This window comes from Streptococcus mitis (assembly GCF_022137125.1).
GTDB classification, from domain to species: Bacteria; Bacillota; Bacilli; order Lactobacillales; family Streptococcaceae; genus Streptococcus; species Streptococcus mitis_CE.
The window spans coordinates 135,467-161,015 of the sequence record NZ_JAKNEQ010000004.1 but is presented as its reverse complement, the minus strand read 5'-3'; the positions used below and the strand labels follow the sequence as shown (position 1 = coordinate 161,015).

The window sequence follows — 25,549 nt, the reverse complement described above, 5'->3', positions numbered from 1 at the left end:
ATTCTGATATAAGTTTTTGACAAACTTGTTCATTCAAGTCCAAAAAGATAGCTTTCTGTGGTGCAATGTCTGCTTCCAATTCTTCTGGTGTCGCAATCATTGCCTCAAAGAAAATGTGGCTATGTTCTGGGTATTGCTGATAAAATTGGTGACGTCTTTCCATATAATCAGCTAAGGAGGGCACTTGACCTTCCACCCCCAGAAACACTGCCAAAGCTTTCTCAAAACTCTCCTGAAAACAAGTTAGATAGAGGTCTGATTTCCCTGAAAAATTATGATACAAAACTCCTTTGGAAATACCATCCACTTTACAAAGTTCATTGATGACAAAACCTTGATAGCCTTTTGTAGCAAATTCAAACAAAGCAGCGGTAATGATTTTCTCTCTTCGTAGTCTTGTTTTTTCTTCTTTTCTCATGTATTTATCTCTACATTTTTGAATTATAAACCGATTGGTCTGAAATGTCAAGCAACTTTCTCAAAAATTTAACAGTCTGCTGATTGTAGCCATCATAAACAGACTGGAATCCAGTCTCAAACATATAATATACACATTCTTCGCTAAATGTTTTCACGGATATTCAAGAGTATGATAAAGGCAGCTAGAAGAAATAGCAATAAAACAAAGCTAACTGCCAGAGTTCCAAAGCTAGTAGCAATGGTTACCAAAGCTATTGTAAATAAGCTAGGTAAAACAACTGTAATGGCACCGATAGAGGATTGAACTGCTCCCATTGACTCCTCAGGTATTTGTTTAAAAATGAGTTCCTGTAATCGAGGAGAGAGGATACCTGCGAAAAAGGCATCCAAGGCACTAAAGATAAGAATCCAGTCAAAACGAACTGCCACAAAGCCAACTAAAAGGAGTAATTGGATAATAAGCGAGGCATATAGGGCTAGTTTTATGGAGATTGTATTCTTCAGATAGCCACTCACAAGGCTTCCGACAATAAGGGCTGACAATTCAAGAGTGGATAACAAGGCAAGAGATTGACCTGTTTGTAAATTCAAAAAGGGCTGATTCCTCAAAAACAGAGTAGAAACAGGAACTGTAACATTTATCACTGCTTGACTAATAGAGATAATAAACAAAACCAAGAGCACCTTATTCATATTCCATATCAATTTTGATGATTGGAGCAGATGCTGGCAAAAGGATTTTACAGAGAGTCCTTCTTGATAGCTAATCGTTTTTTCTACTTTCAAGAGGTCTGTTTTTATGAAAAGAATACCTAAAAATGCGATTAAAAAGGTCAGAGCATTCAGTAAGGAAATAGACTGGATAGATAGAATACCTAGTAAGACTCCTCCTAGAATATTACTGATTGTTTTCACTAAACTAACAGTTGACTGTTTAAATCCAATAGCTTCTGCCAGATGGTCTTGCCCAATAATTCTAATGAAAATCGGAGTGAGCATGGCGCCTGAAAAATAACTCAATGTGTCAGATAAGAGGTTAATCAGACAAATAAATGCTACTAATAACAAGGAAAAGGACTGCCCTGAAAGTGATAAAGAAACGATAGAGTAAAGCAAAAATTTTGCAAAACTAATCATTGTATATTTTAGGACACGATGATGTTGAAAATCCGCCAAAACTCCCAGAAAGATTTGCAGAACTTGAGGAAGGGTTTCTGAAATCGTGATCAGTAAAATCGCCAAAGGGGCAAAAGATGCATCTGCCACATAATTCAAAAAGGCCAGATAAAAAATCGTATCCCCAACCGTTGAAATCCACTGGTTGATGGTTAATTGCCTAAAATTTCTATTTTGAAGAAATACTTTCATCACAACTCCTTTTAAAGTTCCAGTGTATAGAAAACAAGACTTGGTTTAATATTGAACTCCAAGCCTTGCTCATATTCAGATTCATCCATTATATGATGTTCATGCCGTATTTTATAATAAATCATATCTTAAAAATACCAGACCACACTATTCCCTGCTTGTATTTAGCTTCTTTCTTTTGGACAAATTTTGCTAAATCCAACAACTCTGTCGGCGGTTCACCTTTAAAGCTCAACAATTCTTTAGAGACGGCAAAAGAAAGACGTACAGCTAACAAATCTTCATTAGTACTAGAGAACTGTTTTGCTGTTTCCAGCAATTGCTTCCTAAATTCTTCCGTCAAGCTAATTTCTTTATTATTGTATAGGGAATGAATTAACATTTGTAACTGACTTTGTTTTTCCATCGTTTACCTCATTTTATCTAGGACGCCAAGTTTCACTTTTAGTCCAGCCATTTACAGTATGCTCATAATTAAACATATACTGTACGAATTCCCATCTATAAACCACTTCTGCGACTTAGGATCTGCTTGAAGTGCTTTACAAGGATAGTATAACACGAAAATTAGCTTATTTTAGAAAATCGCATATTTGATATTTTTTCTTATAGAAATTTCAGATTTGCAATTGTTGACTACTCAATAAGTTCTTTGTATTGCTTCAAACGCAATTCGAAGAGGGCTAGCAATTGTGGATTTTCTAATACTTGCAGAGATTGGATAAATCTTTCAATCTCTTTTTGATTGCTTCCTTTGGTTTGAAGGAAAATCTTCATTTTCTTTAAAAACTGCCACAATACTTTTTCAAAAACATCGTATGGACGAAGCATGCTCTCTAGCTCAGCTTCAAAAATTGGGATATAAGAGAAAAGTTTACGCTCCATGAGTTCTGATATAATATTCAGAAATCCACTTTTCATATACAATCGATTATGTACCAACTCTTTAAATTCCCTAGATTTCTCAATTAAAGCGGTCGATAAAAATATCAAATCTTGATTGCTCAAGAAGGGCATGGTATTGCAAAAGAGATAGAGTTCAAACCAGGTCCAAGACTCAATAGCATAGAGATAGATAGTCAAAAACTCGCTATCTTCTTTTACTAATGGATAGTTCTTATTTAAGGAATGGAGTGCGTTTTTAATTACAATGGCATTCAAACGACGATAGGTCTCTGCCATCTGTTCTTGCTCGACTTCCTCCAACAGTTGCTCTAAACCAGCTATATCTTGGTGGGCAAAGCGATCCACAACCTTTCTACCAATTCGCATATGTGGAGATTCTTGATAGTTGTTGAGCTTGTGCCCAAACTCATCAAAGGTCACATTTATACCTTGGATAGCTAGAATCAACTTATCTGCAGACAGCATAGACTGCCCTAGTTCGAACTTGGATAGCTGAGAAGCTGTTAGTCCAGCACAAGCCACATCTGACTGCTTGAGCTTTCTAGCCAAACGTAATTCCTTGTAAAATTCCCCCAATTCCATTCTCCCAATCATCTGACCACCTCCTATTCTTTATATATTATATCATTATTTACATTTATTTGTCAAAATATTCTGACATTTCGGCAAGTAAAAAAGTCAGCCTTAAGCTGACTCTTTATTCCATAGTATCAAAAGCGAGACTTGGTTTGGCATTGAGGCCCAAGTTTGCAAAGTTTTCTTTGTTCCACTCGCTAACGCTAGCATAGGCAATCATACCTGCATTGTCTCCGCAGAGGCGCAGAGGTGGAATGATGACATTGACATCTGTGATTTCAGTTGCTAGGCGTTCTCTAAGGCCTTTATTGGCTGCTACCCCACCTGCCACGACAAGGGTTTTAACAGGGTACTTCTCCAAAGCCTTCTTAGTTTTTGCCATAAGAATATCCAAGACAGCGGCTTGGAAGGAAGCACACAAATCCTCTGTAGACAGACTCTCTCCCTTTTGCTCGGCATTGTGGTGAAGATTGATAAAGGCAGATTTCAAACCTGAGAATGAAAACTCCAGATTATCTTCCTTAATCATGGCTCGAGGAAAATCATAAATATCCTGCCCCTGATGAGCTAGCTCGTCAATCTCACGACCGGCAGGATAGGTCAAGCCCATGACACGGCCAACCTTATCATAGGCCTCACCAACCGCGTCATCTCGCGTTTCCCCAACAATCTTGTAATCACCAGCCTCCGAAACATAAACCAACTCTGTGTGCCCACCGCTAACCAAGAGGGCTAGCAAGGGAAACTCCAAAGGCTCCACACTCTGAGCGGCCATGAGGTGGCCAGCCATGTGGTTAACGGGAATCAGCGGAAGCCCATGTGCCCAAGCAAAGGCCTTGGCAGCTGACAAACCAACTAGTAAGGCTCCGACCAAGCCCGGTCCATAGGTAACCGCCACAGCTGTTACGTCCTCTTCGGTAATTCCTGCTTCTGCTAGAGCCTCCTCGATACAGGCTGTAATGACCTCGACATGGTGACGACTAGCTACTTCTGGCACTACGCCCCCAAAACGTTTGTGGCTCTCGATTTGACTAGCAATGACATTGGACAAGAGCTGGTCGTCGTTTTTTAAGACAGCGACACTGGTCTCATCACAGGATGTCTCAAATGCTAAAATATATCTATCCTTCATCTATTTCTCTCTTCATGATGATGGCGTCCTCGACTGGATCATGGTAGTAGGCCTTTCGCTCAGCGATGACCGCCATCTTTTCTTTCTTGTAAAATGCTTGCGCTCGATGATTTGACCTTCTGACTTCGAGGAAAATCTCCTTGTCTGTCGGCAATGTTGCAAACAAGGCTGACGCAATTCCCTGACCCTGATAAGCTCCTTTGACAGCGATTTGCAGGACTTCTGCCTCAAAGATATTTTCCTGCACAGCTAGAAAGCCAATCACTTCTGCCCCATCATAAGCCAGAGCATACCAAGTCTGGCCTTGGGACAGATCTGCTTGGATTTGTTCCAGCGTCCAAGGACTGACTGGGTAAACAGTTACCATGACAGCGTAGATGGCTTGAGCCAAGTCAGGCTGTTGTTGGATTCGTTTGATTTCTATCATAGGCGTTTAATGTAAGACTCGCCAGACTCGGTGTGATTCTTGAGCCAGTTTTCCTCAGCCTCAACACGTTTGAGGTAGTTCGGCACAAAATCATGCAAGGAGTCTGCTTCCTTGTCCCAAGCCAAAAGAGCAAGATTAGCTGCATTTGGCAGGGTTTCTTTGTAATTAGTCCTTGGCAAGTGTTCTTGAATCTGCTCCACAAAGGGGGCAACTTCTCCGACAAAGGTTACTTGACTAGCACCCTTGATTAGCTCAATCACTCGCTCAAAGGGCAGGTGTGCTTCTGGCATGACAGGTTTGGCATTCTCATAAAATCCTGCGTAAACATTGTTGCGACGCGCATCCATCAAAGGAACGAACAAACCTTCTTGTTGGTAGGGCACCAGAGCCAAGAGGCTAGACATACCAACTAACTCGATGTTAAGAGTATGAGCAAGGGTCTTGGCAGTTGCTACCGCAATTCGCAAACCTGTGTAGCTACCTGGCCCTTCCGCCACAACGATTCTATCCAAATCCTTGGGCGTCCAGTTCACACTTGCCATCAAAAAATCGATGGCAGGCATGAGGGTAATACTGTGATTTTTCTTAATATTAATCGTCGTCTCGGCAAGAACCTGCTTGTCCTCTAAAATAGCGAGAGAAAGAGCCTTGCTGGACGTATCAAAAGCTAATACTTTCATAACACATTCCTATCTTTTTGTCTGCTTACTATTATACTACAAAAGCTGGCACATGGGAATTTTCTTTGCCCCCAAACAAAAATGCCTATACTTAGCTAAAAAATAATTTAAAAAATGCTCACTTTTCCTTTTCTTTTCCGAATATAAAAGTGAACAAGAAAAAAGGAGGAAAGTTCAATGACAAATTTTGACGTTCTTGACAATCAATTTTTATCCTTATCTGAAAATGAATTATCAGATATTGATGGCGGTCTCGCTCCCTTGGTTATCTTTGGAGTAGCAGTATCTTGGAAAGCTATTGCAGGTGGAACAGCACTTATAGGTTCTGGTTTGGCAGCTGGTTATTTTTTAGGAGGAGATTAATATGATGAAAGATTTGAACAACTATTGTGAAATTTCTAATAAGGAATTGCAAGAAATAAAGGGTGGTTTTGGTGTAGGTGTTGGTATCGCTTTATTTATGGCAGGTTATACCATTGGAAAAGACCTTCGTAAAAAGTTTGGTAAGTCATGCTAGATAAAAAACACATTTTTAGAAGGATAAATTTTATTATCTTTATCTCTTATAGTTTGCTCAGCATTCTCAATGATTTAAACATTACTACTATCCCTTTACCAATCGATTTATCTGTTTGTATTGTTTTGTTTTTAGTCTTCAACTCTATTTTTGAGCAGAAGAATCATTAATATAAAGCTAATAAGCTCTGAAAATTCCATTGTCATGTCATTTTAGAAAAATGCAAAGACCACCTCATCTTGATAGATGGGGTGGAATTTTCTTTGCCCCCAAACAAAAATACCCCAGCAGAGCAGGGCATCTAAGCATTTAATCCAAAGTAAAATATAAACCAAACTACATAGGTTACGAGGAGGAGAAAAAGCGAGTAGAGAGTCACAAAGGTAATTTTCCACAAGAACTTGGTTTGTCGTTGTTCCAGTTTGGCAAATAGAAGATTCCCTCCATAAACGCAAGCAACAAAAACAATAAAAGCTACTAAGCGAGCTCCGATAGCAAAAGCAAATAAATTATACATAGGGCAACCTCCTTGACTTAAAAACTATAGGGAATTGTGACAAATGATAAATTCCACTTCCATTATCAAAATAACATATTTTCTTTATTTTTGCAAACGCTTACCAACGAGTAACCCTATGACTTTCTCGTTTCCGTCTTTTACTAATTTTTCATTTTGTGGTATAATTGAAATAATTGTAACGAATCAAGGTCAATCTAGACAAAAATGGAATGAAATCAAGCAATTCTCTGCTAAAAGTTTGGAATAAGCTGACCTGTAAATAGAAAGGAACTATATGATTTACAAAGTTTTTTATCAAGAAACAAAAGAACGTAGCCCACGCCGTGAAACAACACGCGCACTATACCTAGACATCGATGCTAACTCAGAACTTGAGGGCCGTATCGCTGCTCGCCAACTTGTCGAAGAAAATCGCCCAGAGTACAATATCGAGTATATCGAACTCTTGTCTGACAAATTGCTAGATTACGAAAAAGAAACTGGCGCCTTCGAAATTACGGAGTTCTAATATGACCTATACTCTTAAACCTGAAGAAGTTGGCGTTTTTGCCATCGGTGGTCTGGGAGAGATCGGGAAAAACACTTACGGAATTGAATACCAAGATGAGATTATCATCGTCGATGCTGGGATTAAATTCCCAGAAGATGACTTGCTTGGTATCGACTATGTCATTCCTGACTACTCTTACATCGTGGACAATATCGACCGCGTCAAGGCTGTTTTGATTACCCACGGACACGAGGACCACATTGGTGGGATTCCCTTTCTGCTCAAGCAAGCAAATGTCCCTATCTATGCTGGACCGCTTGCCTTGGCTTTGATCCGTGGGAAACTCGAAGAACACGGCCTCTTGCGCAACGCCAAACTTTACGAAATCAACCACAATACTGAGTTGACCTTTAAAAATCTCAAGGCAACTTTCTTTAGAACGACTCACTCTATTCCAGAACCTTTGGGGATTGTCATTCATACTCCTCAAGGGAAAATTGTCTGTACGGGTGACTTCAAGTTTGACTTAACACCAGTTGGTGAACCAGCAGATTTGCACCGTATGGCAGCTCTTGGTGAAGACGGTGTACTCTGTCTCCTGTCTGACTCGACAAATGCAGAAATTCCAACCTTTACCAACTCTGAAAAAGTCGTTGGCCAGTCCATCATGAAGATTATCCAAGGCATTGAAGGACGTATCATCTTTGCATCCTTTGCCTCAAATATCTTCCGTCTCCAGCAAGCAACAGAAGCTGCTGTTAAGACTGGACGCAAGATTGCGGTCTTTGGTCGCTCTATGGAAAAGGCCATTGTCAACGGAATCGATCTTGGCTACATCAAAGCTCCTAAGGGAACCTTTATCGAGCCAAATGAAATCAAAGACTACCCTGCAGGCGAAGTTCTGATCCTCTGTACAGGTAGTCAGGGTGAACCTATGGCGGCCCTCTCTCGTATCGCCAACGGAACCCACCGTCAGGTGCAACTCCAACCCGGCGATACTGTTATCTTCTCTTCTAGTCCGATCCCTGGAAACACTACTAGCGTCAACAAGCTGATTAACATCATTTCTGAAGCTGGTGTCGAAGTTATCCACGGTAAGGTTAACAATATCCATACATCTGGACACGGTGGCCAGCAAGAGCAAAAACTTATGCTCCGCTTGATTAAGCCAAAATACTTCATGCCTGTTCACGGTGAATACCGCATGCAAAAAGTCCACGCTGGGCTAGCAGTGGATACTGGTGTTGAGAAGGACAATATCTTTATCATGAGCAATGGTGATGTGCTTGCCCTTACTGCTAACTCAGCTCGTATTGCAGGCCATTTCAACGCCCAAGACATCTATGTCGATGGAAATCGTATCGGTGAAATCGGTGCTGCCGTACTCAAAGATCGTCGTGATCTATCTGAAGACGGTGTCGTTCTGGCAGTCGCAACTGTTGACTTCAAGTCTCAAATGATTCTGTCTGGTCCAGACATCCTCAGCCGAGGCTTTGTCTACATGAGAGAATCGGGTGACTTGATTCGCCAAAGCCAGCGTATCCTCTTCAATGCAATTCGTATCGCACTGAAAAACAAGGATGCTAGCGTGCAATCAGTCAATGGTGCCATTGTCAACGCTATTCGCCCCTTCCTTTATGAAAATACAGAACGTGAACCAATTATCATCCCTATGATCCTCACACCAGATGAAGAATAATACTCTTCGAAAATCTCTTCAAACCACGTCAACGTCGCCTTGCCGTATATATGTTACTGACTTCGTCAGTTCTATCTACAACCTCAAAGCAGTGCTTTGAGCAACCTACGGCTAGCTTCCTAGTTTGCTCTTTGATTTTCATTGAGTACAAGTCAACAAAACAGCCCCGTCTTCGGAGCTGTTTTTTCTCTATGCTTTCTTTTTAGATTAAAACTCAATAAAAATCGAAAGCAGACTAGAAGGCTAGGCGAAAGCATAACTTAAGTTAGGTGAGCCGAAGCCGACGACGTATCATTTTGATTTTTGAAGAGTTTTAGAAATACTACGATTTTTACCTTCAAGATACACCATCAAAATAGAAATATCTGCTGGGTTTACTCCCGAAATACGGCTAGCTTGGCCGATGGTTTCTGGATTGATGAGCTTGAACTTCTGACGAGCTTCGGTTGCAATAGAATCAATGTCATCCCAGTCGATATTGGCTGGAATGCGTTTTTCTTCCATGCGTTTCATCTTGGCAACCTGGTCCATGGCCTTGGAAATATAGCCTTCGTACTTGATTTCTGTTTCAATCAATTCGATAATCTTGTCATCCAAGTCCTCTGTAGCTGGTCCGATGAAAGCCACCACATCTTGATAAGAAACTTCTGGACGGCGAAGGAATTCCTTGGCTGTCACTGCATCTGTCAAAGGCTTGAAACCCATCTCCTCAACCTTGGCATTGGTTTCCTTGACTGGCTTAAGTTTTATGCTATCTAGGCGCTTCATCTCATTGTCAAATTGATTTTTCTTGATTTCAAAGCGAGCCCAGCGTTCATCATCCACAAGTCCAATCTCACGTCCCATCTCTGTCAAACGCATATCGGCATTGTCATGGCGGAGAATGAGGCGGTATTCAGCTCGACTGGTCAAAAGGCGATAAGGCTCAATGGTTCCCTTGGTCACCAAGTCATCAATCATGACCCCAATATAACCGTCACTGCGCTTCAAAATCAACTCAGGCTTGCCTTGGATTTTAAGAGCCGCATTGATACCCGCGATAATCCCTTGACCAGCAGCTTCTTCGTAACCTGACGTTCCATTTGTCTGACCAGCAGTGAAAAGTCCGGAGATTTTCTTGGTTTCCAGAGTCGCACGCAACTGGTGAGGCAAGACCATGTCATACTCAATGGCATAACCTGTCCGCATCATCTCTGCATTTTCCAAACCTTTGATAGAATGAACCAAGTCACGCTGGACATCCTCAGGCAGACTGGTTGAAAGTCCTTGAACATAGACTTCCTCAGTATTGCGACCTTCTGGCTCAAGGAAGAGTTGGTGGCGCTCCTTGTCCGCAAAGCGCACAATCTTGTCCTCAATCGACGGACAGTAGCGAGGCCCCACTCCCTTGACTACACCTGTAAACATAGGCGCACGGTGGAGGTTGTTTTGGATAATCTCATGACTGGTACCATTGGTATAGGTCAACCAGCATGGCACTTGGTCTTTGACATAATCCTCATCACGTGAAGTGTATGAGAAATGATTAGGCGCTTCGTCTCCTGGCTGAATCTCGGTCACATCGTAGTTGATAGAAGAAGCCTTGACACGTGGAGGCGTTCCTGTCTTGAAACGACCAATTTCGAGGCCCAGTTCCTTGAGATTGTCAGCAAGGTTAATAGAAGCCAAGCTGTGGTTAGGACCTGATGAATACTTGAGGTCTCCGATGATGATTTCCCCACGTAGTGCAGTCCCTGTCGTCACGATAACAGCCTTGGCAGCATATTCTTGATGGGTCGCTGTACGTACACCGACAACTTTGCCGTCTTCAACCAAAATCTCATCAATCATGGTCTGACGAAGAGTCAGATTTTCTTGATTTTCAACCGTCTTGCGCATTTCCTTAGAGTAAAGCTCCTTGTCAGCCTGCGCACGGAGGGCACGGACAGCTGGCCCCTTCCCTGTGTTGAGCATCTTCATCTGGATGTAAGTCTTGTCAATGGTTTTGGCCATCTCGCCACCGAGGGCATCAACTTCACGCACAACAATCCCTTTGGCAGAACCACCGATAGAGGGGTTACAAGGCATGAAAGCCAGCATTTCAATGTTGATAGTCGCAAGCAAGACCTTACAGCCCATACGGCTAGCAGCTAGGGATGCTTCTACCCCAGCATGTCCCGCACCAATTACAATAATATCGTATTCTTCAGTAAAATTATATGTCATTTCTTAACCTTTCAAAAATTTCTCGTAAATAAGGAACTAACTTCTCCTCCTCTAGAGCTTGAGCCATAGTAACCCATTTAAAGTGCGTATGCTCTTCAGGATCTAATCTGATAATTGGCTTCTCCCCAACCCACTCTGCTTTATAAACTAAGCGAGTAAAGACAGTATCCTTAGAGGTATCCAGTTGACTATCTTCGTGAAGAAGTTTGAGCAAACTGCTATCTAGCCTAACTCCCGCTTCTTCAATACATTCTCTAAGAGCTCCATCTCGCGGAATTTCACCCTTTTCAACCCCGCCACCAGGAATATCCCAGTAAGTTGGATAAACATTGGGTTGTCCTCTTTTAATTTCCGAACGCTGAATGAGCAAATAATCATCACCACTATGAACAAGTACATGGGCAATAAGCTTAACCATTATTTTCTCTCCTATTCCTCAAGATGGATGTGTCTTAGTTGGCCGTCCCAATCTGGCAGGGCTGTTTTCAAAAAGGCTGGAACTAGATTGATACCCTTAAGCTGATCCAAATCAATCCACTCACAAGGCTGCCTTTTCTCATCTTCCTGCATGGTCAATGGGGCATCCTCAAGCAAGTCCACCAGATAATGAAACTCGATGTTGTGCCAATAGACACCATCTTCTTCAAAACGATTTTCAACAACAAAAGCTAGTTGCCCAGCTTGAGCTTCGACACCCAGTTCTTCCCTCACTTCACGGACTACCGCTTCTTCCGTGCTTTCATTGACTTGAATCGCACCTCCAATTGTGTAATACTTGCCCTTGTCTTTGGTAACTAGGAGCTTGCGATTTTGAAGAATCAAAGCTGTCGCCCGAACGCCAAAAACTGTATTTTCCACTTTTGTCCGAAAATCTTGTTGAATCATTCTTGTCCTTTCCTTTAAACGACACAAAAACAGTCAAAACTCCAAAGAAGTGCAGGACAAAAAAGCCTGCAACATCCATGAGCTTTGACCATCATTTCTATTGCTTCTATTATTGTAGCAAATTGAGAAAATTTGTCAATCTAAATGTACTGACAAACTTGTCCATCGCGGTAAGCATTGTCAATCAAACCGCCACCTAGACACTCTTCGCCATCGTAAAAGACAACTGCCTGTCCTGGTGTAATCGCGCGTTGCGGTTCTGCAAAGATAACCTCTGCCTTATCTCCTTTGACATATACAGTAACCTTCGAATCAGGCTGACGGTAGCGGAATTTAGCCGTACATTCGAGCGTAAACTCCTCTGGCATGTCACGAGTAAAGTGAACCTGACTAGCCTCAAGGCTGGTTGACATGAGCGAATCATGGTAGAATCCTTGTCCTACATAGAGAATATTCTTGCTCAGGTCTTTTCCGACAACGAACCAAGGTGCATTGTCACCACCGTGTTGCCCACCGATACCGAGACCGCCACGCTGACCAATCGTATAGTACATAAGTCCTGCATGCTCACCCATATCGCGACCATCCACAGTCATCATGCGACCAGGCTGAGCTGGCAGGTAGTTGCTGAGAAAGTTTTTAAAGTTCTTTTCTCCGATAAAGCAAATTCCTGTCGAGTCTTTCTTCTTAGCAGTCGCAAGGCCTGCTTCTTCTGCTAGTCTGCGAACTTCAGGCTTTTCCAAATGTCCCAATGGGAACATGGTTTTTTGGAGTTGTTCTTGCGAAAGTTGACTGAGGAAATAGGTTTGGTCCTTGCCATTGTCCACGCCACGAAGCATATGAACAGTACCATCTTCATCACGCGCCACTCGGGCATAATGCCCAGTCGCTACATAGTCTGCCCCTAAGGTCATGGCATAGTCCAAAAAGGCCTTGAACTTGATTTCCTTGTTACACATAACATCTGGATTTGGCGTGCGTCCCGCACGGTATTCTGCTAGGAAATACTCGAAAACGCGGTCCCAGTACTCTTTTTCAAAATTGACAGAGTAGTAGGGAATGCCAATCTGGTCTGCTACCGCAGCCACATCCTTGTAATCTTCGGTCGCCGTACAGACGCCGTTTTCATCTGTGTCGTCCCAGTTCTTCATGAAGATGCCAATCACATCGTAACCCTGCTCCTTGAGAAGAAGAGCCGTCACCGACGAATCAACACCACCACTCATCCCCACAACAACACGTGTTTTAGAGTTATCACTCATGGTAAGTCTCCCATCTATTCGTTTATTTATACCCCTCAAAATTCTATTTACTATGACTTTCAATAGAATTTCTTCGAGTATAGTCTTTTCGTTTGCTTTTAGGACTAGGCAACGAGTCGCAGGCATAACTTGAGTTCGCTCAATCAGTCTGGGAGACTGATTGAGGTTACAAATCAGACAAGCTCAGCTTGCATCTCATTTCGAGTTAACGACGTAATAAAAGATAAACGAAATGACTAGTTCACGATTGAAGGTCGTGTGTGCTTAACGATTGAAGGTCGCTTGAGCAGTATTCATTATAACATGCTTGGTTGGAGAAGACAAGAAAGAGGCTGTCAATCGACCAACCTCTTTCATAAAATAATCAATCCTTCAACAAAATCCATTGTTGAAATGCTGTTCTAAACCATTGATAGCTCAGATTTCCCAGAATAGAGCTGTCCTAACTATCGAACAGATTAAATCCATACATATCCACGCAATTCTACGTTTAGAATTGCCATAAAATAAATGTTTTAGGGATATTCTAAGTCTTTGACTGCTTAAAATTTTACGTTCTGAAGGATTTTAAAGCTAGAATAGCATAAAAATCATGAAAACTGAACTATTCGAAGCTTCAGAGTCATACGATTTCCATAGGAAGTATCTTTTTAGTACGTGTGGTTAGGAGGTAATTTTAGGGAATCTCCCAAAAACAACCGATTTCCTATTTTTATCAATCAAAAATGTTGATAAATGAGTGTTTTAAAATTAAATTTTAAAGGTATCCTTAAATTTAAAGATTTTTGATAAGATTTCTGTATTTTTTACAATTCAATGATACGATGACATTGTTGGGCTACATAAGCATCGTGGGTCACAATAATGACTGTTTTCCCCTCGCGATTCATCTCTAAGAGAAACTTCAAGACCAAATCTCTATTTTCAGGATCCAGCGAACCTGTTGGTTCATCGGCTAAAATCAGCTGGCTGGGTTTTAAGATGGCTCTAGCAACTGCAATTCGTTGTTGTTCGCCACCAGACAACTCGGAGACCTTTTGATGCAACGTAGCTGACAAACCTACTCTCTCTAAAATCTCTTCCACCTTTTTGAGCTTGTCTTTCTTGGACAATTTCACATATTTCAGCGCCAGCATGAGATTGTACTCGACCGTTTCATCATCAATCAGGGCAAAATTTTGAAACAGATAAGAGATATGTTCACGGATTATTGTTTGCGACTTAGCAGAATTGACCGCTAGATTTGTCTGACCAAAAATCTCATACCGTCCGCTGTAATCACCATCTATCAAACCTAATAAATTTAACAAGGTTGACTTGCCACTACCACTCTTACCAACAATGGCAACCAAATCCCCCTGATCAATCCTGAGAGACAAGTGATCCAAAATCACTTTTCCTCCAATGGTTTTGGTAATATTTTCCAACTCAATCATAAGATGCCCCCTTTCAATAATTCTACTAGACTTTTTTTCTCCATCCTAGAGGCCAAGACTAGCACAAATAGTATATCCAAACATGTAAAACCTGCAAACAGTAGAAGTGGGAAGAGCGCATGGGCAAAGAAAATCAATATTAGAAGAGGGAGACTATAGCCCAACAAGAGCAGAACTAAGAGAGGGCGGTAGCGATCGACCAGTTTCCACCCCATAAACTTCTTGGTAATGATATCTGTTCGCTTCAATAAGAAAGTTGTTACTAATAAGAAGTAGGAAATCATCATGCTAAGGAGACCAAACAAAGCAAAGAGTATATTAAAATTTCGAACTGCATCTCGATAAGAATCTACTTTCTCTTGTTGAATGGCTTGAATCGATGAAAATTTTAAATAATTCCCATCTAATAATTTCTCAACTAACTCCGTAATCACTTTTTGATTTTGTTCTGTATTTTCAACTTTCATCGGATTGTTTAAACCTGTCGTTGACAAGCGAGTCTTTTCTTCCCACATCATGTCTTGATCATTTACCAGACTAATGATTGGATTGTGAAGGTTTTCCTTTCGCTCATTATTATAAGGGAAGAAAGACCAATCTCCTTCATAGTAGGCAATTTCTACATCCATATCTTCTATCCTTTGCTTTTGCTGATCTTCATACCTCATAGAAAGATAGGCGATGGATTTTCCCAAGAACTGATTCTTGCCTTCTTGTCCTTTATCACTGGCTGGCATCAAAATAACTTTTTTTGTGCCGGTATCTGGTAACTTGAATCCCTTGCTCTTTAGAAAATTGCTATTAGCATAGTAAACATCTACCTTATCAGGCAGTTGGTACTGCTGCACTTGTTCTGCTTTGATGACTGGTTTGATAGGAAGACTCGCACTTCGCACATAATTTACTTGTATTTTTGCTAGCAAATCTTGATAAAATAGGTAGAAATAATCTATAGATTTCCCTGACCCTGCTAGCTCTTCTTGCCACAGGTTATCATTGAGTTGGAAGGTTTCTAAGGTCAGGTAATTACCTTGGCTTACCCACTGTTGCTGATAAGCAAGTTCTTTGTTTTCTTGTTCTAGACTTCTGCCCACCCCAATCAATAAGGCCGTCAGTAAAATAGTTGTCCCTATTTTCATCACATAATTGAAGATGAGACCAAGTTTGACAGATGAAAAACCTTTCAACATGGAACTGACTGTCATTTTCTGAATCATCAGGTAGGTCAGCCAACTGATGAACAAATACAACTGTAAAAGCAGAAATTGGGATAAGAGTAGACTTGGGAACAGAAGTTTTGGTCTGTAGTCCAGCACTAAAAATAGCCCCAAGTCAATGATAAGACTTCCACCCAAGAGAAGATAAAAATTAGTCTTGACAAAACCAGCCAAAATCGCCCTACTTTGAAAACCAAGTAACTTTTGAACCCCCACTCGTTTCATCTCCATCATCGGCTGATACACTGTTACTAACACAAGAAGTAAAATAGCCAAGACAAAAACAATGGCAGATAAAAGCAAATCTCGATTTATGACTTCCACTGCACTTTTATAGGTAGGCTCTAGCAAGGTAGCCTGGTCTATCTTGAAAAAATCGCTCCATTTCTGTACAATCCTATCCTTATCCATCTCTTGTGTAGAAGTTATCGTATAGCGACCATTTAAACTATGAGATGTATCCTTGATATAGGTTTGAAAAGTCATAAGCTGAATAGGCTTGGCTTTTAGAAAGGTCGGAATCGTACCAAGTTTATTAGAAATTTCTTTATTACTGTAGACTCCTTCACCATCTGTGGTAAAATCAAGAGAAGAAATCCCAAACTCTTGGTAGGGGAAGGTATCTTTATCAAAAACACCAGACTTGATTACCTCATCACTACTGTCTGTTTTGATGATGGAGACCTTGTACTCCTTTGATACATCCTCAAAAAATCGAAGAACAGACGCTGCAGGTTCGTTAATATCTTTCAAATACAAATCCAAAGAATCTACAGTCTTTCCCATTTCCCGAATCCGAACCGCTTCACGTGTGTAGTTTACATTAAAAACAAAAAAAGTGGTACACAGCAACAGCAGAAACATACAAAGATGACTGATTTTTTTCATAAAAGTACCTCCACTAAAGTTTTCCCTCTCCTAATAGGAAAGGGAAAATTTCACTTAAAATCCATAGAAATATTCTAATCCTGTTGGCGGAATTTTATTAAGGGAAGCTTGAGCCCAAACCTCGGGATCTTCACGATCCTTAGAGATTCTACCTCCATGCTTGACAGTTGCTGTATGAGATCGAGTAGAATGTAAATAATCAGAATATCCAAAAGTTCCTGTCCAACCTACTCCATAGTTCCATTGACCACCCTCAACCCATACTGCTAAAGCATTTGTAGTAGCAAGTATACCACATACCATTAAAGATGCAACACCAATTTTAACTAATTTTCTCATGATTTATTTCTCTTATTATCGAGAGCTGTTCCGTAAAAACAGCTATAGTAATTTATCAACAAGTATCGTAGTCCATTGGACTCACCTTCCTTCTATCTCATTCTTTAACAACGAACTTATTTTTAACCGGGAGAATAGTACGCTCCTGTATCAATACCTTGAGTAACTAGAGTAGTACTAATAAAACTTCGACTATTACTCAGTAGAATTAGCACAATAAGCAATATAGATAGCGCTTTCAAATATTCGAATTTTAATTTTCCCATCTTGCCACCTTCTTTCACCTATATTATAAATCAACATATATAAACTGTCAAGCAATTAAAGTAATAAATCATATATTTTTTTAAAAAAGAATTATAGTTATGTTTTGTGTATGAAGAGGATGGTCAAAAACTCAATTTCAGGATAAAATGAAGTAAATATCCCCATAATAAAACGCATAGTATCAGTTTTTTCAAAACCTGATATTATGCGTTTCTTTATTTTAAAGACTTTTTTCCCAGCCTTATACATTCTCTGACTTCTTATCCATTAGATATTGTTCTACCTTGAGTGCCATGACTTCATTATTTTCAATTAGATAAAGCACCTTAGCTTTCATATAATAGTCCTTAGCAACAGAGATATCAAGATTTTCTGTTACATTTCCCAACAAACAATATAAATCTGCTAACCTAAAGCTACTATGATATTTGTTACAAAATTCAATTATCTCCAATAATAGCGCTCTGGACTTATCCATCTCCTCCTGTTTCCAAAGGTGGTAACAATAATTGTATTTTATTTTGATATACAACTCAATTTGTTCACGCACACTGGTATCGATTTTTGAAAGGGCTACGGAAACCTGATCATATAGTTGCTCAAATTTCTCCTTATCCTCATCATAGCCTAAGAAAATCAGCAGGGTATTCAAAATATATAAGTAGTCCACTTTATCAATACTAATCCTACTGAGGATGTCCTCTATTTTTGAAATAGCTAGTTTTAATTGATGTTCACATTGATAGGTTAGAATAGCATCTATCCAGTCCAGATAAATCTTTTCATCAAAAGATAAAGAAGTCTGCTGCTTTCTTTCTCCCTCAAAAGCATATTTCAAAGAGGCGTAATCTTGATTTTCCAATAATGTTTTAGACAATCTCTTGAAAGCAGACAAGCCTAGAAACTCTTTCGAAATTTCTCCTGAAAAGAAATAGTCCATATTTAAGCCCATTTTTTCAGATAATTTATATAACAAATCTGCTCCTGGCATATATTTGCCTTGTTCCATGCGACTTATCTGAGTTTGTTGGCAAATTCCTTCTGCCAATTCTTTTTGCGACCAACCCAGCTCTTTTCGCTTATTTTTTAATCTTGTTGCTAATAATGCATGCATGCTATCCACCACTATTTATATTCTATAAAAACATTATACTACTTTTTTGATAAGATTATATCAAATTGGCTACAAAGAGTGAACAGATTTCCCTACATGTAAGCAAAAAGAGGCTGGGAAAAACTAGCTTCCAAATAAAATCACATAGTGATTTCAGTCTTGAGTACAATCAAGCTGAAAGAAATACTGTGTGGTTTTTGAATTGTTGAACGTCCTAAGATTCGTTTTTTGGTTAATTGTCTATCAGAATGTCCTTTTATCTGTCAATAATCCGAGAAAATCTTGTCGTTTCAAGTCTGAGAAATGTTTGGTAGAAAGACTTCCTTTTTGAAGTCCATCATCTCTAACCTGTAAATAATAGCTATGTTGGCTTGTTTTAATTGTCAAAAAATCGCCAAATATAAAAACTCTTTTCCAGTTGCGAATCTCAAATTCTTTCATCTCTGATTTTGGAATGCGGATAAGTCCTTGTCGCAAATCACGATGGTGCTCACTTGTGAAAGTCATCCCATTCCCAAGATTTCTTATCAGTAGTTCATCTGGAGTCACCATCACCAGCGCTATTTTAGTTAAGAAAATTTCAACTGTTGGTGGTAAAATCGCCAAATTAAACCAGGGATGTAGGTAGCGATAGGCTAAGAAATAATGAGGCTCCTCACCCAATCCTAGTTGTTTATATAATGTCTTAACCTCACTGTCTAATCTCGCTTCAAAAGACACATCCGAATGCTCTTCTTCCTTCTTCTGATTAAAATAACGCATCCAGACTAGAAAACCTATAAAGACTATAATAAATATTCCTGATAAGAGATATTTTACATTGTAGTTCATCACTTAACCTCCTGATTCACGCCTCTGCCTAAAACAGAGGCCTATCTATTTTGAAAATAGTTCCATAACAACTTTAAATAAGACTGGTGTCATTAAAATGAGGATAGTTCCTATCACAAATATCATGACTACTCGAAAAAGCTCCTTATTTTTAAACATTTTTCCACCCCTTTTCTAGCTACATCATAGTACTATTAAGCCCATTTTAAAATTACACCAAGCTTTTCCACAAACTTATTTTAGTTTTATTTTCTACTTTTTATATTACTATGATACAATATTTTTAATAGGATTTTATTATTTGTTAACTTTTTTCACGAAAAGGAGTCAATCATGCGTTATGATTTCGGAAAGGTCTATAAAGAAATACGTGAGTCAAAAGGCTTAACCCAAGAAGAGGTCTGCGGAGATGTCCTTTCAAGAACTAGTCTATCAAAGATTGAAAGTGGCAAGGTAACTCCCAAATATGAAAACATGGAATTTCTTCTCCGACAGATTAATATGAGTTTTGAAGAGTTTGACTACATCTGCCATATCTATCAGCCGAGCCAACGGACAGAAATCATGCAAACTTATCTCAATATGAATTCCATCATTGGTGGCAGTGGTCTAGTTCATTTTTTTGAAACATGCCAAAACTATCTCAAGACCCATCACGACCTGCCTATAGAAGAAATCAGGGATATGCTTGAAGTTGTCATTCATATCCGTCAACATGGTACAGAGCAACTGTCAGACCAAGTGAAACAAACTGTCAAAAAACTTTGGGAAAAAATTGAAAAACAAGATACATGGTATGAAAGCGACCTAAAAATCCTCAATACCATCCTTTTCAGCTTTCCTATTGAACACCTCCATCTCATCACTGGAAAAATCTTGCAACGCTTAGAAGTCTATAAAAACTATCAACATTTACATGACTTGCGAATGGCAATCCTACTCAACCTTTCCACCATTTACTTATACCATCAAGACAAAAACATGTGTCAACAAATCTGCTATACTTTACTAGAGGATGCCAAGAACAAGAAAAGCTGCGATATGCTTGCTATCTGCTATGTCCGTATTGGGATTTGTAGGGATGATGCTAAACTTATCCAAAAAGGGTTCTCCCTTCTGGAGCTGACCGATGAAACGTCCATTCTAGCCTTTCTCAAAAAAGAAGTGGAGACCTATTATCAACCGAAAGAAATATAAAAAAGTCGAGGGATTTCCTCGACCTTTTCATATTATTCTGTTCGTTATTTCTTAATACCAGCCATTGTTAAGCCAGAAGTTTTTAGCGGCTGACCATGAACCGTAACGTCCTGCAACGTAGGCATCCGCTACACGTTCTTGGTTAGCAGCTGAGTAGTCACCGTTCAAGTATGAATCTGTCAATTGGTAACGTCCAATGTATTGGCCGTTTGTAGCTGTATAGCTACCACCTGATTCTTTTTGTGCAATCCATTCTTTAGCTTCTGCTTCAGATCCGCTTACAGTTGCAGCTGGTGCTGAAGCTTCTGTTGTAGCAACCGTTTCTTCTGCTGCAGGTGCGCTTGCCACTGGAGCTTCTTCTGCTACTTCTGTAGTTTCTGCTACTGGAGCTGAAACAGTTTCATCTTGAGCAGCTGGTGCTGCATAAGTAGTTGGCGCTGGTGTTGCAGCAGGCGCTACAGGGCCATCAATAACCAACTCTTGACCAACATAAATCAAATGAACGTTGTCGATGTGGTTGTTTTCTGCCAATTTCTCAACAGTTGTGTTGTGAGTTTCAGCGATTTCTGAAAGTGTATCACCTTCTTTAACAGTGTAAGTTGATGATTCTTGAGCAGATACAAATGATGGAGCAAATACTGCAAACAAGGCAGCTACTCCTGCAAGAGTTGTTTTAATCTTTTTAGTTGTTGATTTCATATTTGAAAATTCTCCTTCTTTCTATAGTTCTATCATACCCTTTAAATATTACCGTTTCTTGACACTTTTATGTAGAAATATTACAAAATTATTTTTTATTTCCCTAAATAAGCTATTTTTTGTTACAAAAGATGCTTTTTTATGCTATTTGTAGTGTAAAAAGGTTTTCATCCACAATTAAAGCCAAGACCTTCATTCTTTGATATAATAGAGATAAGAATTTTTATAAGGGGAAACTGATGAAATCACTTCGTTTTCAATCTGTCTTTGATATCATCGGACCAGTTATGATTGGCCCATCTAGTAGCCATACAGCTGGTGCTGTTCGTATTGGGAAGATTGTCTCTTCCATTTTTGATGATACTCCGACAGAAGTCGAATTCCAACTATTTAACTCATTTGCCAAGACCTATCGTGGTCACGGAACAGACCTAGCCCTTGTTGCAGGTATTTTGGGCATGGATACAGATGATCCTGAAATCCCAAACAGCCTGGAAATTGCCCACAAGCGTGGCATCAAGATTGTCTGGACCATTCAGAAAGACAGCAATGCCCCTCACCCAAACACCACTAAAATTACCGTTAAAAATGCTCATAAGACCATTAGCGTGACTGGTATTTCTATCGGGGGAGGAAATATTCAGGTAACCGAACTCAATGGCTTTGCCGTCTCTCTCAATATGAATACACCGACTATCATCATTGTTCATCAAGATATTCCAGGTATGATTGCCCTCGTAACAGAGGCCCTTTCCCGCTATGGTATCAATATCGCCCAGATGAATGTTACTCGTGAAAAAGCTGGTGAAAAAGCTATTATGATTATCGAAGTTGACAGTCGCAACTGTGATGAGGCTATCGAAGAAATTCGAAAAATCCCTCATCTCCACAATGTCAATTTCTTTAAATAGGAGGAAGCATGTTTTATTCTATCAAAGAATTGGTCGAGCAGGCAGAACTGGACTTTCAAGGAAATGTCGCAGAACTCATGATTACAACAGAGTTTGAATTGACTGGTCGCGAACGTGAAGAAGTCTTCCTTCTCATGGAACGCAATCTGGAAGTCATGAAAGCCTCTGTCCAACTTGGCCTCAATGAAAATAAATCTCGTAGTGGTCTGACAGGTGGAGATGCTGCCAAATTGGATCACTACATCAAAAACGGAAAAACTCTGTCAGATTACACGATTCTCTCTGCTGCCCGAAATGCCATTGCAGTCAATGAACACAATGCCAAAATGGGCTTGGTTTGTGCCACTCCGACCGCAGGAAGTGCTGGCTGTCTGCCTTCCGTTCTAACAGCTGCTATTGAAAAATTAGACCTCAGCCACGAGCAACAGCTGGATTTCCTCTTTGCTGCTGGTGCCTTTGGACTAGTCATCGCAAATAATGCCTCTATCTCAGGTGCTGAAGGTGGCTGTCAGGCCGAGGTTGGTTCGGCCTCTGCTATGAGTGCTGCAGCCTTGACTCTAGCTTCCGGTGGAACACCTTATCAGGCCAGTCAGGCCATTGCCTTTGTCATTAAAAATATGCTGGGTCTCATCTGTGACCCTGTTGCCGGCTTGGTTGAAGTTCCCTGTGTCAAGCGCAATGCTATGGGAGCTAGCTTTGCCTTCATCGCAGCAGACATGGCCTTGGCAGGTATCGAATCTAAAATTCCTGTGGATGAAGTTATCGATGCCATGTACCAAGTAGGAGCAAGCATGCCAACTGCCTTTCGTGAAACAGCTGAAGGTGGACTCGCTGCCACCCCTACTGGTCGTCGCCTCCAAAAAGAAATTTTCGGAGAATAAGTTTATCAAATAGGAGAAACCATGACCTCTATCACAGCGATTTTTTTCGATCTGGATGGAACCCTCGTCGACAGTTCTATCGGGATTCACAATGCCTTTACCCATACCTTTAAGGAGCTCGGGGTGCCTAGCCCTGATGCCAAAACTATTCGTGGTTTTATGGGGCCGCCCCTCGAAAGTAGTTTTGCGACCTGCCTTCCCAAAGAACAAATTTCTGAAGCCGTGCAGATATACCGTTCTTACTATAAGGAGAAAGGCATCCATGAAGCTCAACTCTTTCCTCAAATTGTAGACTTGCTTGAGGAGCTATCGATCAAATATCCTCTTTATATCACCACGACAAAAAATACTCCAACCGCTCAAGACATGACTAAAAACTTGGGAATCTATCATTTCTTTGATGGCATTTATGGCTCCAGCCCTGAAGCACCTCATAAGGCAGATGTCATTCGCCAAGCCTTACAGACACATCAACTAGCACCAGAACAAGCCATCATCATCGGAGATACCAAGTTTGATATGATGGGAGCTCAAGAAACAGGCATTCAGAAATTGGCCGTCACTTGGGGATTTGGAGAACAAGCAGATCTACTAAACTATCAGCCTGATTATATCGCTCACAAACCCATAGAAGTTTTGGAGTATTTTCAATAACATAGACTGGGCGACAACCCCATTTCAGAAGAAAATAAAGTAAATCTCTACATAACAAAACGCATATTACCAAGGTTTTTCAAGACCTAATAATATGCGTTTTTCTTTTTTATTCAACGTGGGTTGTTTGATTGGCAAAGGCGATAATAGCTTGCTTCAACTCATCTCCACTAAGAGTGCGGAACTCTTCAATTTTTTTATCGATGGCTTCTAGAGGCATGACATTAACCTTACCAACGAAAATCTTATCCATAACCTGATTATCAACCAGTTCGGTTGACACCAAGAGTTCTTCGTAGAGTTTTTCACCTGGACGAATACCGACTTCCACGATTGGAATTTCGCTCTCAGTGTGGCCACTTAGAAGGACCATTTTCTTGGCCAAGTCATAAATCTTGACTGGTTTGCCCATATCAAGGATAAAGACTTCTCCATCTTTAGCATAAGCACCAGCATGGATGACCAGACGGCTGGCCTCTGGAATGGTCATGAAGTAACGGGTCATGCGGAAATCTGTCACCGTTACAGGCCCGCCTTCAGCAATCTGACGTTCAAAGACGGGAATGACACTACCACGACTACCAAGAACATTCCCAAAACGAACCGCACAGTAGGTCGATTGGCTACGTTGGTTAAAGCCAGTGACAATCAACTCAGCCACGCGCTTAGTTGCTCCCATAACATTAGGTGGATTGACCGCCTTATCCGTCGAAATCATAACCATCTTAGGCACCTTGGCTTCATCTACAGCCCTAGCCACATTGTAGGTTCCACGGATATTGTTTTTGAAGGCTTCTTTTGGATTGCGCTCCATCATAGGAACGTGCTTGTGGGCCGCCGCATGATAAACAATAGCTGGCTTATACTGCTCAAAGACTTGTAACAGACGGTCGTAGTCTTGAATATCCGCAATCACAGGTACATAATCAATTCCTTGGAACTTACGAATCAATTCATGATAAACAAGGTAGATTGAGTTTTCCCCATGACCGAGCAGGACAATACGTTCAGGATTGAAGCGGCTAACTTGGCGACAGATTTCAGAACCGATTGAACCACCAGCACCTGTAACCAAGATTGTTTTTCCTGTAAGTTCTGCGCCCAGACGCGATTCGTCCAGACGAATTTCCTGACGGCCCAAAAGGTCTGTGATATCAATCTTCTGGAAGCCTCCACCTGCTTGGTGAAGTCCCTGAACAACGGTTTCAACCTTAGGCATCTTGTAACATTTGACACCCAATTTATTACACATCTGCAGGATACGTTCATATTCTGACGGATCAAGCGACGGAATCGCAACGATAACACGCTCAATTTGATGGCGTTTGGCTAATTCTGGAAGATTGTCATAAGAGCCCAAAACAGGGATACCACCGAGTTTTTGACCTTTTTTCTTTTCATCATTATCCAAAATACCGACAAGTTCTAATTCACTAGTTGGATGTTGGTAACTATCCATAAAGAGAGCTCCACCATCACCTGCACCAATCAAGAAGGTCCGACGGTGTTCTCCATCGCCACTTCCCTTTTTGCGTTTGGAGTAGATTAACTGCCAAGTAATCCGTGGCAATAAAATCAAGAAGGTACTCAACAAGATAAAGAGCACGATAAAACGTATAGAGAAGAGTGGTAAGAAGGCATAGCAGATACTATATGACAAGACGCTGCTCACAGTCACACCAAAAAAGATTTTCATAAAATCCGTAATTTTGCTGTAACGACTAATACTAGCGTTCAACCCCCAAAATCCAATCATCAATTGATAGAACAGGAAGGCCAAACTCGTATAGATAATGTAGTCAACAGGCGCTGGATTAATCAATCCGTAGAATAAAATATAAGATACAATGATGGAAACTACCATACTGAAAATATCAAATATTCCCCAGAAGACTTGTTTTTGTTGTTTATTTAAAATTTCCACCAGATCAATCACATAATCTGTGAGTTTTTTATTCATAGAAATTTACTCCTCCTTAAAAGAGCCGAATAGTTATATTGTTATTATAACACTTTTTCTCTAGTTTA

The 25,549-nt window shown here is 40.4% G+C and carries 27 protein-coding genes; 8 read left to right on the top strand and 19 right to left on the bottom strand.

Going from position 1 to position 25,549, the window contains the following annotated elements; translation table 11 throughout:
• From L0P31_RS05400 to tsaB, 7 genes are all read right to left on the bottom strand, one after another.
• The coding region (locus L0P31_RS05400; RefSeq protein ID WP_049489547.1) for a TetR/AcrR family transcriptional regulator at positions 1–418 on the bottom strand (418 nt) is incomplete at its 3' end.
• A 143-nt stretch (positions 419–561) separates the two neighbouring features.
• Positions 562–1,788, bottom strand: coding sequence for an MFS transporter (locus tag L0P31_RS05395; RefSeq protein WP_004254988.1), 1,227 nt, complete (start codon positions 1,786–1,788; stop codon positions 562–564).
• A gap of 121 nt (positions 1,789–1,909) precedes the next feature.
• Positions 1,910–2,194, bottom strand: coding sequence for a bacteriocin immunity protein (locus tag L0P31_RS05390; RefSeq protein WP_004254985.1), 285 nt, complete (start codon positions 2,192–2,194; stop codon positions 1,910–1,912).
• Between the two features lie 230 nt (positions 2,195–2,424).
• Positions 2,425–3,288 carry an Rgg/GadR/MutR family transcriptional regulator gene (locus tag L0P31_RS05385; RefSeq protein WP_004254984.1) on the bottom strand — a complete coding sequence of 288 codons (864 nt, stop codon included), beginning with the start codon at positions 3,286–3,288 and terminating at the stop codon, positions 2,425–2,427.
• Between the two features lie 103 nt (positions 3,289–3,391).
• Positions 3,392–4,402 carry a tRNA (adenosine(37)-N6)-threonylcarbamoyltransferase complex transferase subunit TsaD gene (gene tsaD, locus L0P31_RS05380; protein WP_238096101.1) on the bottom strand — a complete coding sequence of 337 codons (1,011 nt, stop codon included), beginning with the start codon at positions 4,400–4,402 and terminating at the stop codon, positions 3,392–3,394.
• A complete protein-coding gene (gene rimI, locus L0P31_RS05375) occupies positions 4,392–4,829 on the bottom strand; it encodes a ribosomal protein S18-alanine N-acetyltransferase (protein ID WP_238096099.1) in 438 nt (145 codons plus the stop codon). Before rimI ends, tsaD begins: the two co-directional genes overlap by 11 nt.
• On the bottom strand, positions 4,826–5,509 hold the full coding sequence (tsaB, locus tag L0P31_RS05370) for a tRNA (adenosine(37)-N6)-threonylcarbamoyltransferase complex dimerization subunit type 1 TsaB (protein ID WP_238096097.1): 684 nt from the start codon (positions 5,507–5,509) through the stop codon (positions 4,826–4,828). The genes rimI and tsaB overlap by 4 nt, the downstream gene beginning before the upstream one ends.
• Positions 5,510–5,686: 177 nt before the next feature.
• On the opposite strand from tsaB, the gene cibA reads away from it, so the two are divergent.
• Positions 5,687–5,872: a fratricide two-peptide bacteriocin subunit CibA gene (gene cibA / locus L0P31_RS05365; protein WP_000180841.1), complete on the top strand. Its 186-nt coding sequence runs from the start codon at positions 5,687–5,689 to the stop codon at positions 5,870–5,872.
• 1 nt (position 5,873) lies between these two features.
• Positions 5,874–6,026, top strand: a complete 153-nt coding sequence (gene cibB, locus L0P31_RS05360; protein WP_000974044.1) for a fratricide two-peptide bacteriocin subunit CibB — start codon at positions 5,874–5,876, stop codon at positions 6,024–6,026.
• A 301-nt stretch (positions 6,027–6,327) separates the two neighbouring features.
• Here the strand turns inward: cibB and L0P31_RS05355 are convergent, their stop codons facing one another.
• The gene (locus tag L0P31_RS05355) at positions 6,328–6,543 is read right to left on the bottom strand and encodes a hypothetical protein (protein WP_049500723.1); all 216 of its coding nucleotides are present in this window, start codon (positions 6,541–6,543) and stop codon (positions 6,328–6,330) included.
• Between the two features lie 277 nt (positions 6,544–6,820).
• Here L0P31_RS05355 and L0P31_RS05350 point away from each other — a divergent pair, with 277 nt between their 5' ends.
• Positions 6,821–7,054 (top strand): DNA-dependent RNA polymerase subunit epsilon, encoded by a 234-nt coding sequence (locus L0P31_RS05350; RefSeq protein ID WP_000639571.1) that lies wholly within the window; start codon positions 6,821–6,823, stop codon positions 7,052–7,054.
• Position 7,055: 1 nt separating this feature from the next.
• Complete coding sequence (rnjA, locus tag L0P31_RS05345) at positions 7,056–8,735, top strand: ribonuclease J1 (RefSeq protein WP_153192706.1); 1,680 nt, start codon at positions 7,056–7,058, stop codon at positions 8,733–8,735.
• Between the two features lie 291 nt (positions 8,736–9,026).
• On the opposite strand, the gene mnmG is transcribed toward rnjA, so the two are convergent.
• From mnmG to L0P31_RS05300, 9 genes are all read right to left on the bottom strand, one after another.
• On the bottom strand, positions 9,027–10,940 hold the full coding sequence (gene mnmG / locus L0P31_RS05340) for a tRNA uridine-5-carboxymethylaminomethyl(34) synthesis enzyme MnmG (RefSeq protein WP_238096095.1): 1,914 nt from the start codon (positions 10,938–10,940) through the stop codon (positions 9,027–9,029).
• A complete protein-coding gene (locus L0P31_RS05335; protein ID WP_049543155.1) occupies positions 10,930–11,361 on the bottom strand; it encodes an NUDIX hydrolase in 432 nt (143 codons plus the stop codon). Before L0P31_RS05335 ends, mnmG begins: the two co-directional genes overlap by 11 nt.
• 8 nt (positions 11,362–11,369) lie before the next feature.
• Positions 11,370–11,825 (bottom strand): NUDIX hydrolase, encoded by a 456-nt coding sequence (locus L0P31_RS05330; protein ID WP_238096093.1) that lies wholly within the window; start codon positions 11,823–11,825, stop codon positions 11,370–11,372.
• A 140-nt stretch (positions 11,826–11,965) separates the two neighbouring features.
• Positions 11,966–13,087, bottom strand: coding sequence for a tRNA 2-thiouridine(34) synthase MnmA (gene mnmA / locus L0P31_RS05325; protein WP_153208787.1), 1,122 nt, complete (start codon positions 13,085–13,087; stop codon positions 11,966–11,968).
• 806 nt (positions 13,088–13,893) lie between these two features.
• Complete coding sequence (locus tag L0P31_RS05320; protein WP_049500733.1) at positions 13,894–14,523, bottom strand: ABC transporter ATP-binding protein; 630 nt, start codon at positions 14,521–14,523, stop codon at positions 13,894–13,896.
• Positions 14,520–16,628 carry a bacteriocin-associated integral membrane family protein gene (locus L0P31_RS05315; RefSeq protein ID WP_238096091.1) on the bottom strand — a complete coding sequence of 703 codons (2,109 nt, stop codon included), beginning with the start codon at positions 16,626–16,628 and terminating at the stop codon, positions 14,520–14,522. Before L0P31_RS05315 ends, L0P31_RS05320 begins: the two co-directional genes overlap by 4 nt.
• 54 nt (positions 16,629–16,682) lie before the next feature.
• Positions 16,683–16,967, bottom strand: coding sequence for a lactococcin 972 family bacteriocin (locus L0P31_RS05310; protein WP_100910945.1), 285 nt, complete (start codon positions 16,965–16,967; stop codon positions 16,683–16,685).
• A gap of 508 nt (positions 16,968–17,475) precedes the next feature.
• Positions 17,476–18,348, bottom strand: a complete 873-nt coding sequence (locus L0P31_RS05305; RefSeq protein ID WP_049546864.1) for a helix-turn-helix domain-containing protein — start codon at positions 18,346–18,348, stop codon at positions 17,476–17,478.
• Between the two features lie 243 nt (positions 18,349–18,591).
• Complete coding sequence (locus L0P31_RS05300) at positions 18,592–19,179, bottom strand: hypothetical protein (protein ID WP_001108834.1); 588 nt, start codon at positions 19,177–19,179, stop codon at positions 18,592–18,594.
• 333 nt (positions 19,180–19,512) lie between these two features.
• Between L0P31_RS05300 and L0P31_RS05295 the strand changes: the two genes are divergently transcribed.
• Positions 19,513–20,376 carry a helix-turn-helix domain-containing protein gene (locus L0P31_RS05295; RefSeq protein WP_084930619.1) on the top strand — a complete coding sequence of 288 codons (864 nt, stop codon included), beginning with the start codon at positions 19,513–19,515 and terminating at the stop codon, positions 20,374–20,376.
• Positions 20,377–20,427: 51 nt separating this feature from the next.
• Here the strand turns inward: L0P31_RS05295 and apf are convergent, their stop codons facing one another.
• Positions 20,428–21,075, bottom strand: coding sequence for an aggregation-promoting factor (apf, locus tag L0P31_RS05290; RefSeq protein WP_004254959.1), 648 nt, complete (start codon positions 21,073–21,075; stop codon positions 20,428–20,430).
• 239 nt (positions 21,076–21,314) lie between these two features.
• Here apf and sdaAB point away from each other — a divergent pair, with 239 nt between their 5' ends.
• Genes sdaAB through L0P31_RS05275 form a run of 3 tightly spaced genes read left to right on the top strand, consistent with a single transcriptional unit; the run spans position 21,315 to position 23,521 of the window.
• The gene (sdaAB, locus tag L0P31_RS05285; protein ID WP_000838912.1) at positions 21,315–21,986 is read left to right on the top strand and encodes an L-serine ammonia-lyase, iron-sulfur-dependent subunit beta; all 672 of its coding nucleotides are present in this window, start codon (positions 21,315–21,317) and stop codon (positions 21,984–21,986) included.
• Between the two features lie 8 nt (positions 21,987–21,994).
• Positions 21,995–22,867: an L-serine ammonia-lyase, iron-sulfur-dependent, subunit alpha gene (gene sdaAA, locus L0P31_RS05280; protein ID WP_238096089.1), complete on the top strand. Its 873-nt coding sequence runs from the start codon at positions 21,995–21,997 to the stop codon at positions 22,865–22,867.
• A 21-nt stretch (positions 22,868–22,888) separates the two neighbouring features.
• Positions 22,889–23,521 (top strand): HAD hydrolase-like protein, encoded by a 633-nt coding sequence (locus L0P31_RS05275; protein WP_238096087.1) that lies wholly within the window; start codon positions 22,889–22,891, stop codon positions 23,519–23,521.
• Between the two features lie 109 nt (positions 23,522–23,630).
• On the opposite strand, the gene L0P31_RS05270 is transcribed toward L0P31_RS05275, so the two are convergent.
• Positions 23,631–25,481, bottom strand: coding sequence for a polysaccharide biosynthesis protein (locus tag L0P31_RS05270; protein ID WP_238096085.1), 1,851 nt, complete (start codon positions 25,479–25,481; stop codon positions 23,631–23,633).
• Positions 25,482–25,549: the final 68 nt, after the last annotated feature.

Coding starts and splice junctions, on each gene's coding strand:
- L0P31_RS05385 (WP_004254984.1), bottom strand. CDS start 3,288: ATGATTGGGAGAATGGAATTGGGGGAATTTTACAAGGAATTACGTTTG.
- tsaD (WP_238096101.1), bottom strand. CDS start 4,402: ATGAAGGATAGATATATTTTAGCATTTGAGACATCCTGTGATGAGACC.
- sdaAA (WP_238096089.1), top strand. CDS start 21,995: ATGTTTTATTCTATCAAAGAATTGGTCGAGCAGGCAGAACTGGACTTT.
- L0P31_RS05310 (WP_100910945.1), bottom strand. CDS start 16,967: ATGAGAAAATTAGTTAAAATTGGTGTTGCATCTTTAATGGTATGTGGT.
- mnmG (WP_238096095.1), bottom strand. CDS start 10,940: ATGACATATAATTTTACTGAAGAATACGATATTATTGTAATTGGTGCG.
- sdaAB (WP_000838912.1), top strand. CDS start 21,315: ATGAAATCACTTCGTTTTCAATCTGTCTTTGATATCATCGGACCAGTT.
- apf (WP_004254959.1), bottom strand. CDS start 21,075: ATGAAATCAACAACTAAAAAGATTAAAACAACTCTTGCAGGAGTAGCT.
- L0P31_RS05295 (WP_084930619.1), top strand. CDS start 19,513: ATGCGTTATGATTTCGGAAAGGTCTATAAAGAAATACGTGAGTCAAAA.
- L0P31_RS05270 (WP_238096085.1), bottom strand. CDS start 25,481: ATGAATAAAAAACTCACAGATTATGTGATTGATCTGGTGGAAATTTTA.
- L0P31_RS05390 (WP_004254985.1), bottom strand. CDS start 2,194: ATGGAAAAACAAAGTCAGTTACAAATGTTAATTCATTCCCTATACAAT.
- L0P31_RS05300 (WP_001108834.1), bottom strand. CDS start 19,179: ATGAACTACAATGTAAAATATCTCTTATCAGGAATATTTATTATAGTC.
- cibA (WP_000180841.1), top strand. CDS start 5,687: ATGACAAATTTTGACGTTCTTGACAATCAATTTTTATCCTTATCTGAA.
- L0P31_RS05350 (WP_000639571.1), top strand. CDS start 6,821: ATGATTTACAAAGTTTTTTATCAAGAAACAAAAGAACGTAGCCCACGC.
- rnjA (WP_153192706.1), top strand. CDS start 7,056: ATGACCTATACTCTTAAACCTGAAGAAGTTGGCGTTTTTGCCATCGGT.
- cibB (WP_000974044.1), top strand. CDS start 5,874: ATGATGAAAGATTTGAACAACTATTGTGAAATTTCTAATAAGGAATTG.
- mnmA (WP_153208787.1), bottom strand. CDS start 13,087: ATGAGTGATAACTCTAAAACACGTGTTGTTGTGGGGATGAGTGGTGGT.
- L0P31_RS05320 (WP_049500733.1), bottom strand. CDS start 14,523: ATGATTGAGTTGGAAAATATTACCAAAACCATTGGAGGAAAAGTGATT.
- rimI (WP_238096099.1), bottom strand. CDS start 4,829: ATGATAGAAATCAAACGAATCCAACAACAGCCTGACTTGGCTCAAGCC.
- L0P31_RS05305 (WP_049546864.1), bottom strand. CDS start 18,348: ATGCATGCATTATTAGCAACAAGATTAAAAAATAAGCGAAAAGAGCTG.
- L0P31_RS05330 (WP_238096093.1), bottom strand. CDS start 11,825: ATGATTCAACAAGATTTTCGGACAAAAGTGGAAAATACAGTTTTTGGC.
- tsaB (WP_238096097.1), bottom strand. CDS start 5,509: ATGAAAGTATTAGCTTTTGATACGTCCAGCAAGGCTCTTTCTCTCGCT.
- L0P31_RS05355 (WP_049500723.1), bottom strand. CDS start 6,543: ATGTATAATTTATTTGCTTTTGCTATCGGAGCTCGCTTAGTAGCTTTT.
- L0P31_RS05275 (WP_238096087.1), top strand. CDS start 22,889: ATGACCTCTATCACAGCGATTTTTTTCGATCTGGATGGAACCCTCGTC.
- L0P31_RS05315 (WP_238096091.1), bottom strand. CDS start 16,628: ATGAAAAAAATCAGTCATCTTTGTATGTTTCTGCTGTTGCTGTGTACC.
- L0P31_RS05395 (WP_004254988.1), bottom strand. CDS start 1,788: ATGAAAGTATTTCTTCAAAATAGAAATTTTAGGCAATTAACCATCAAC.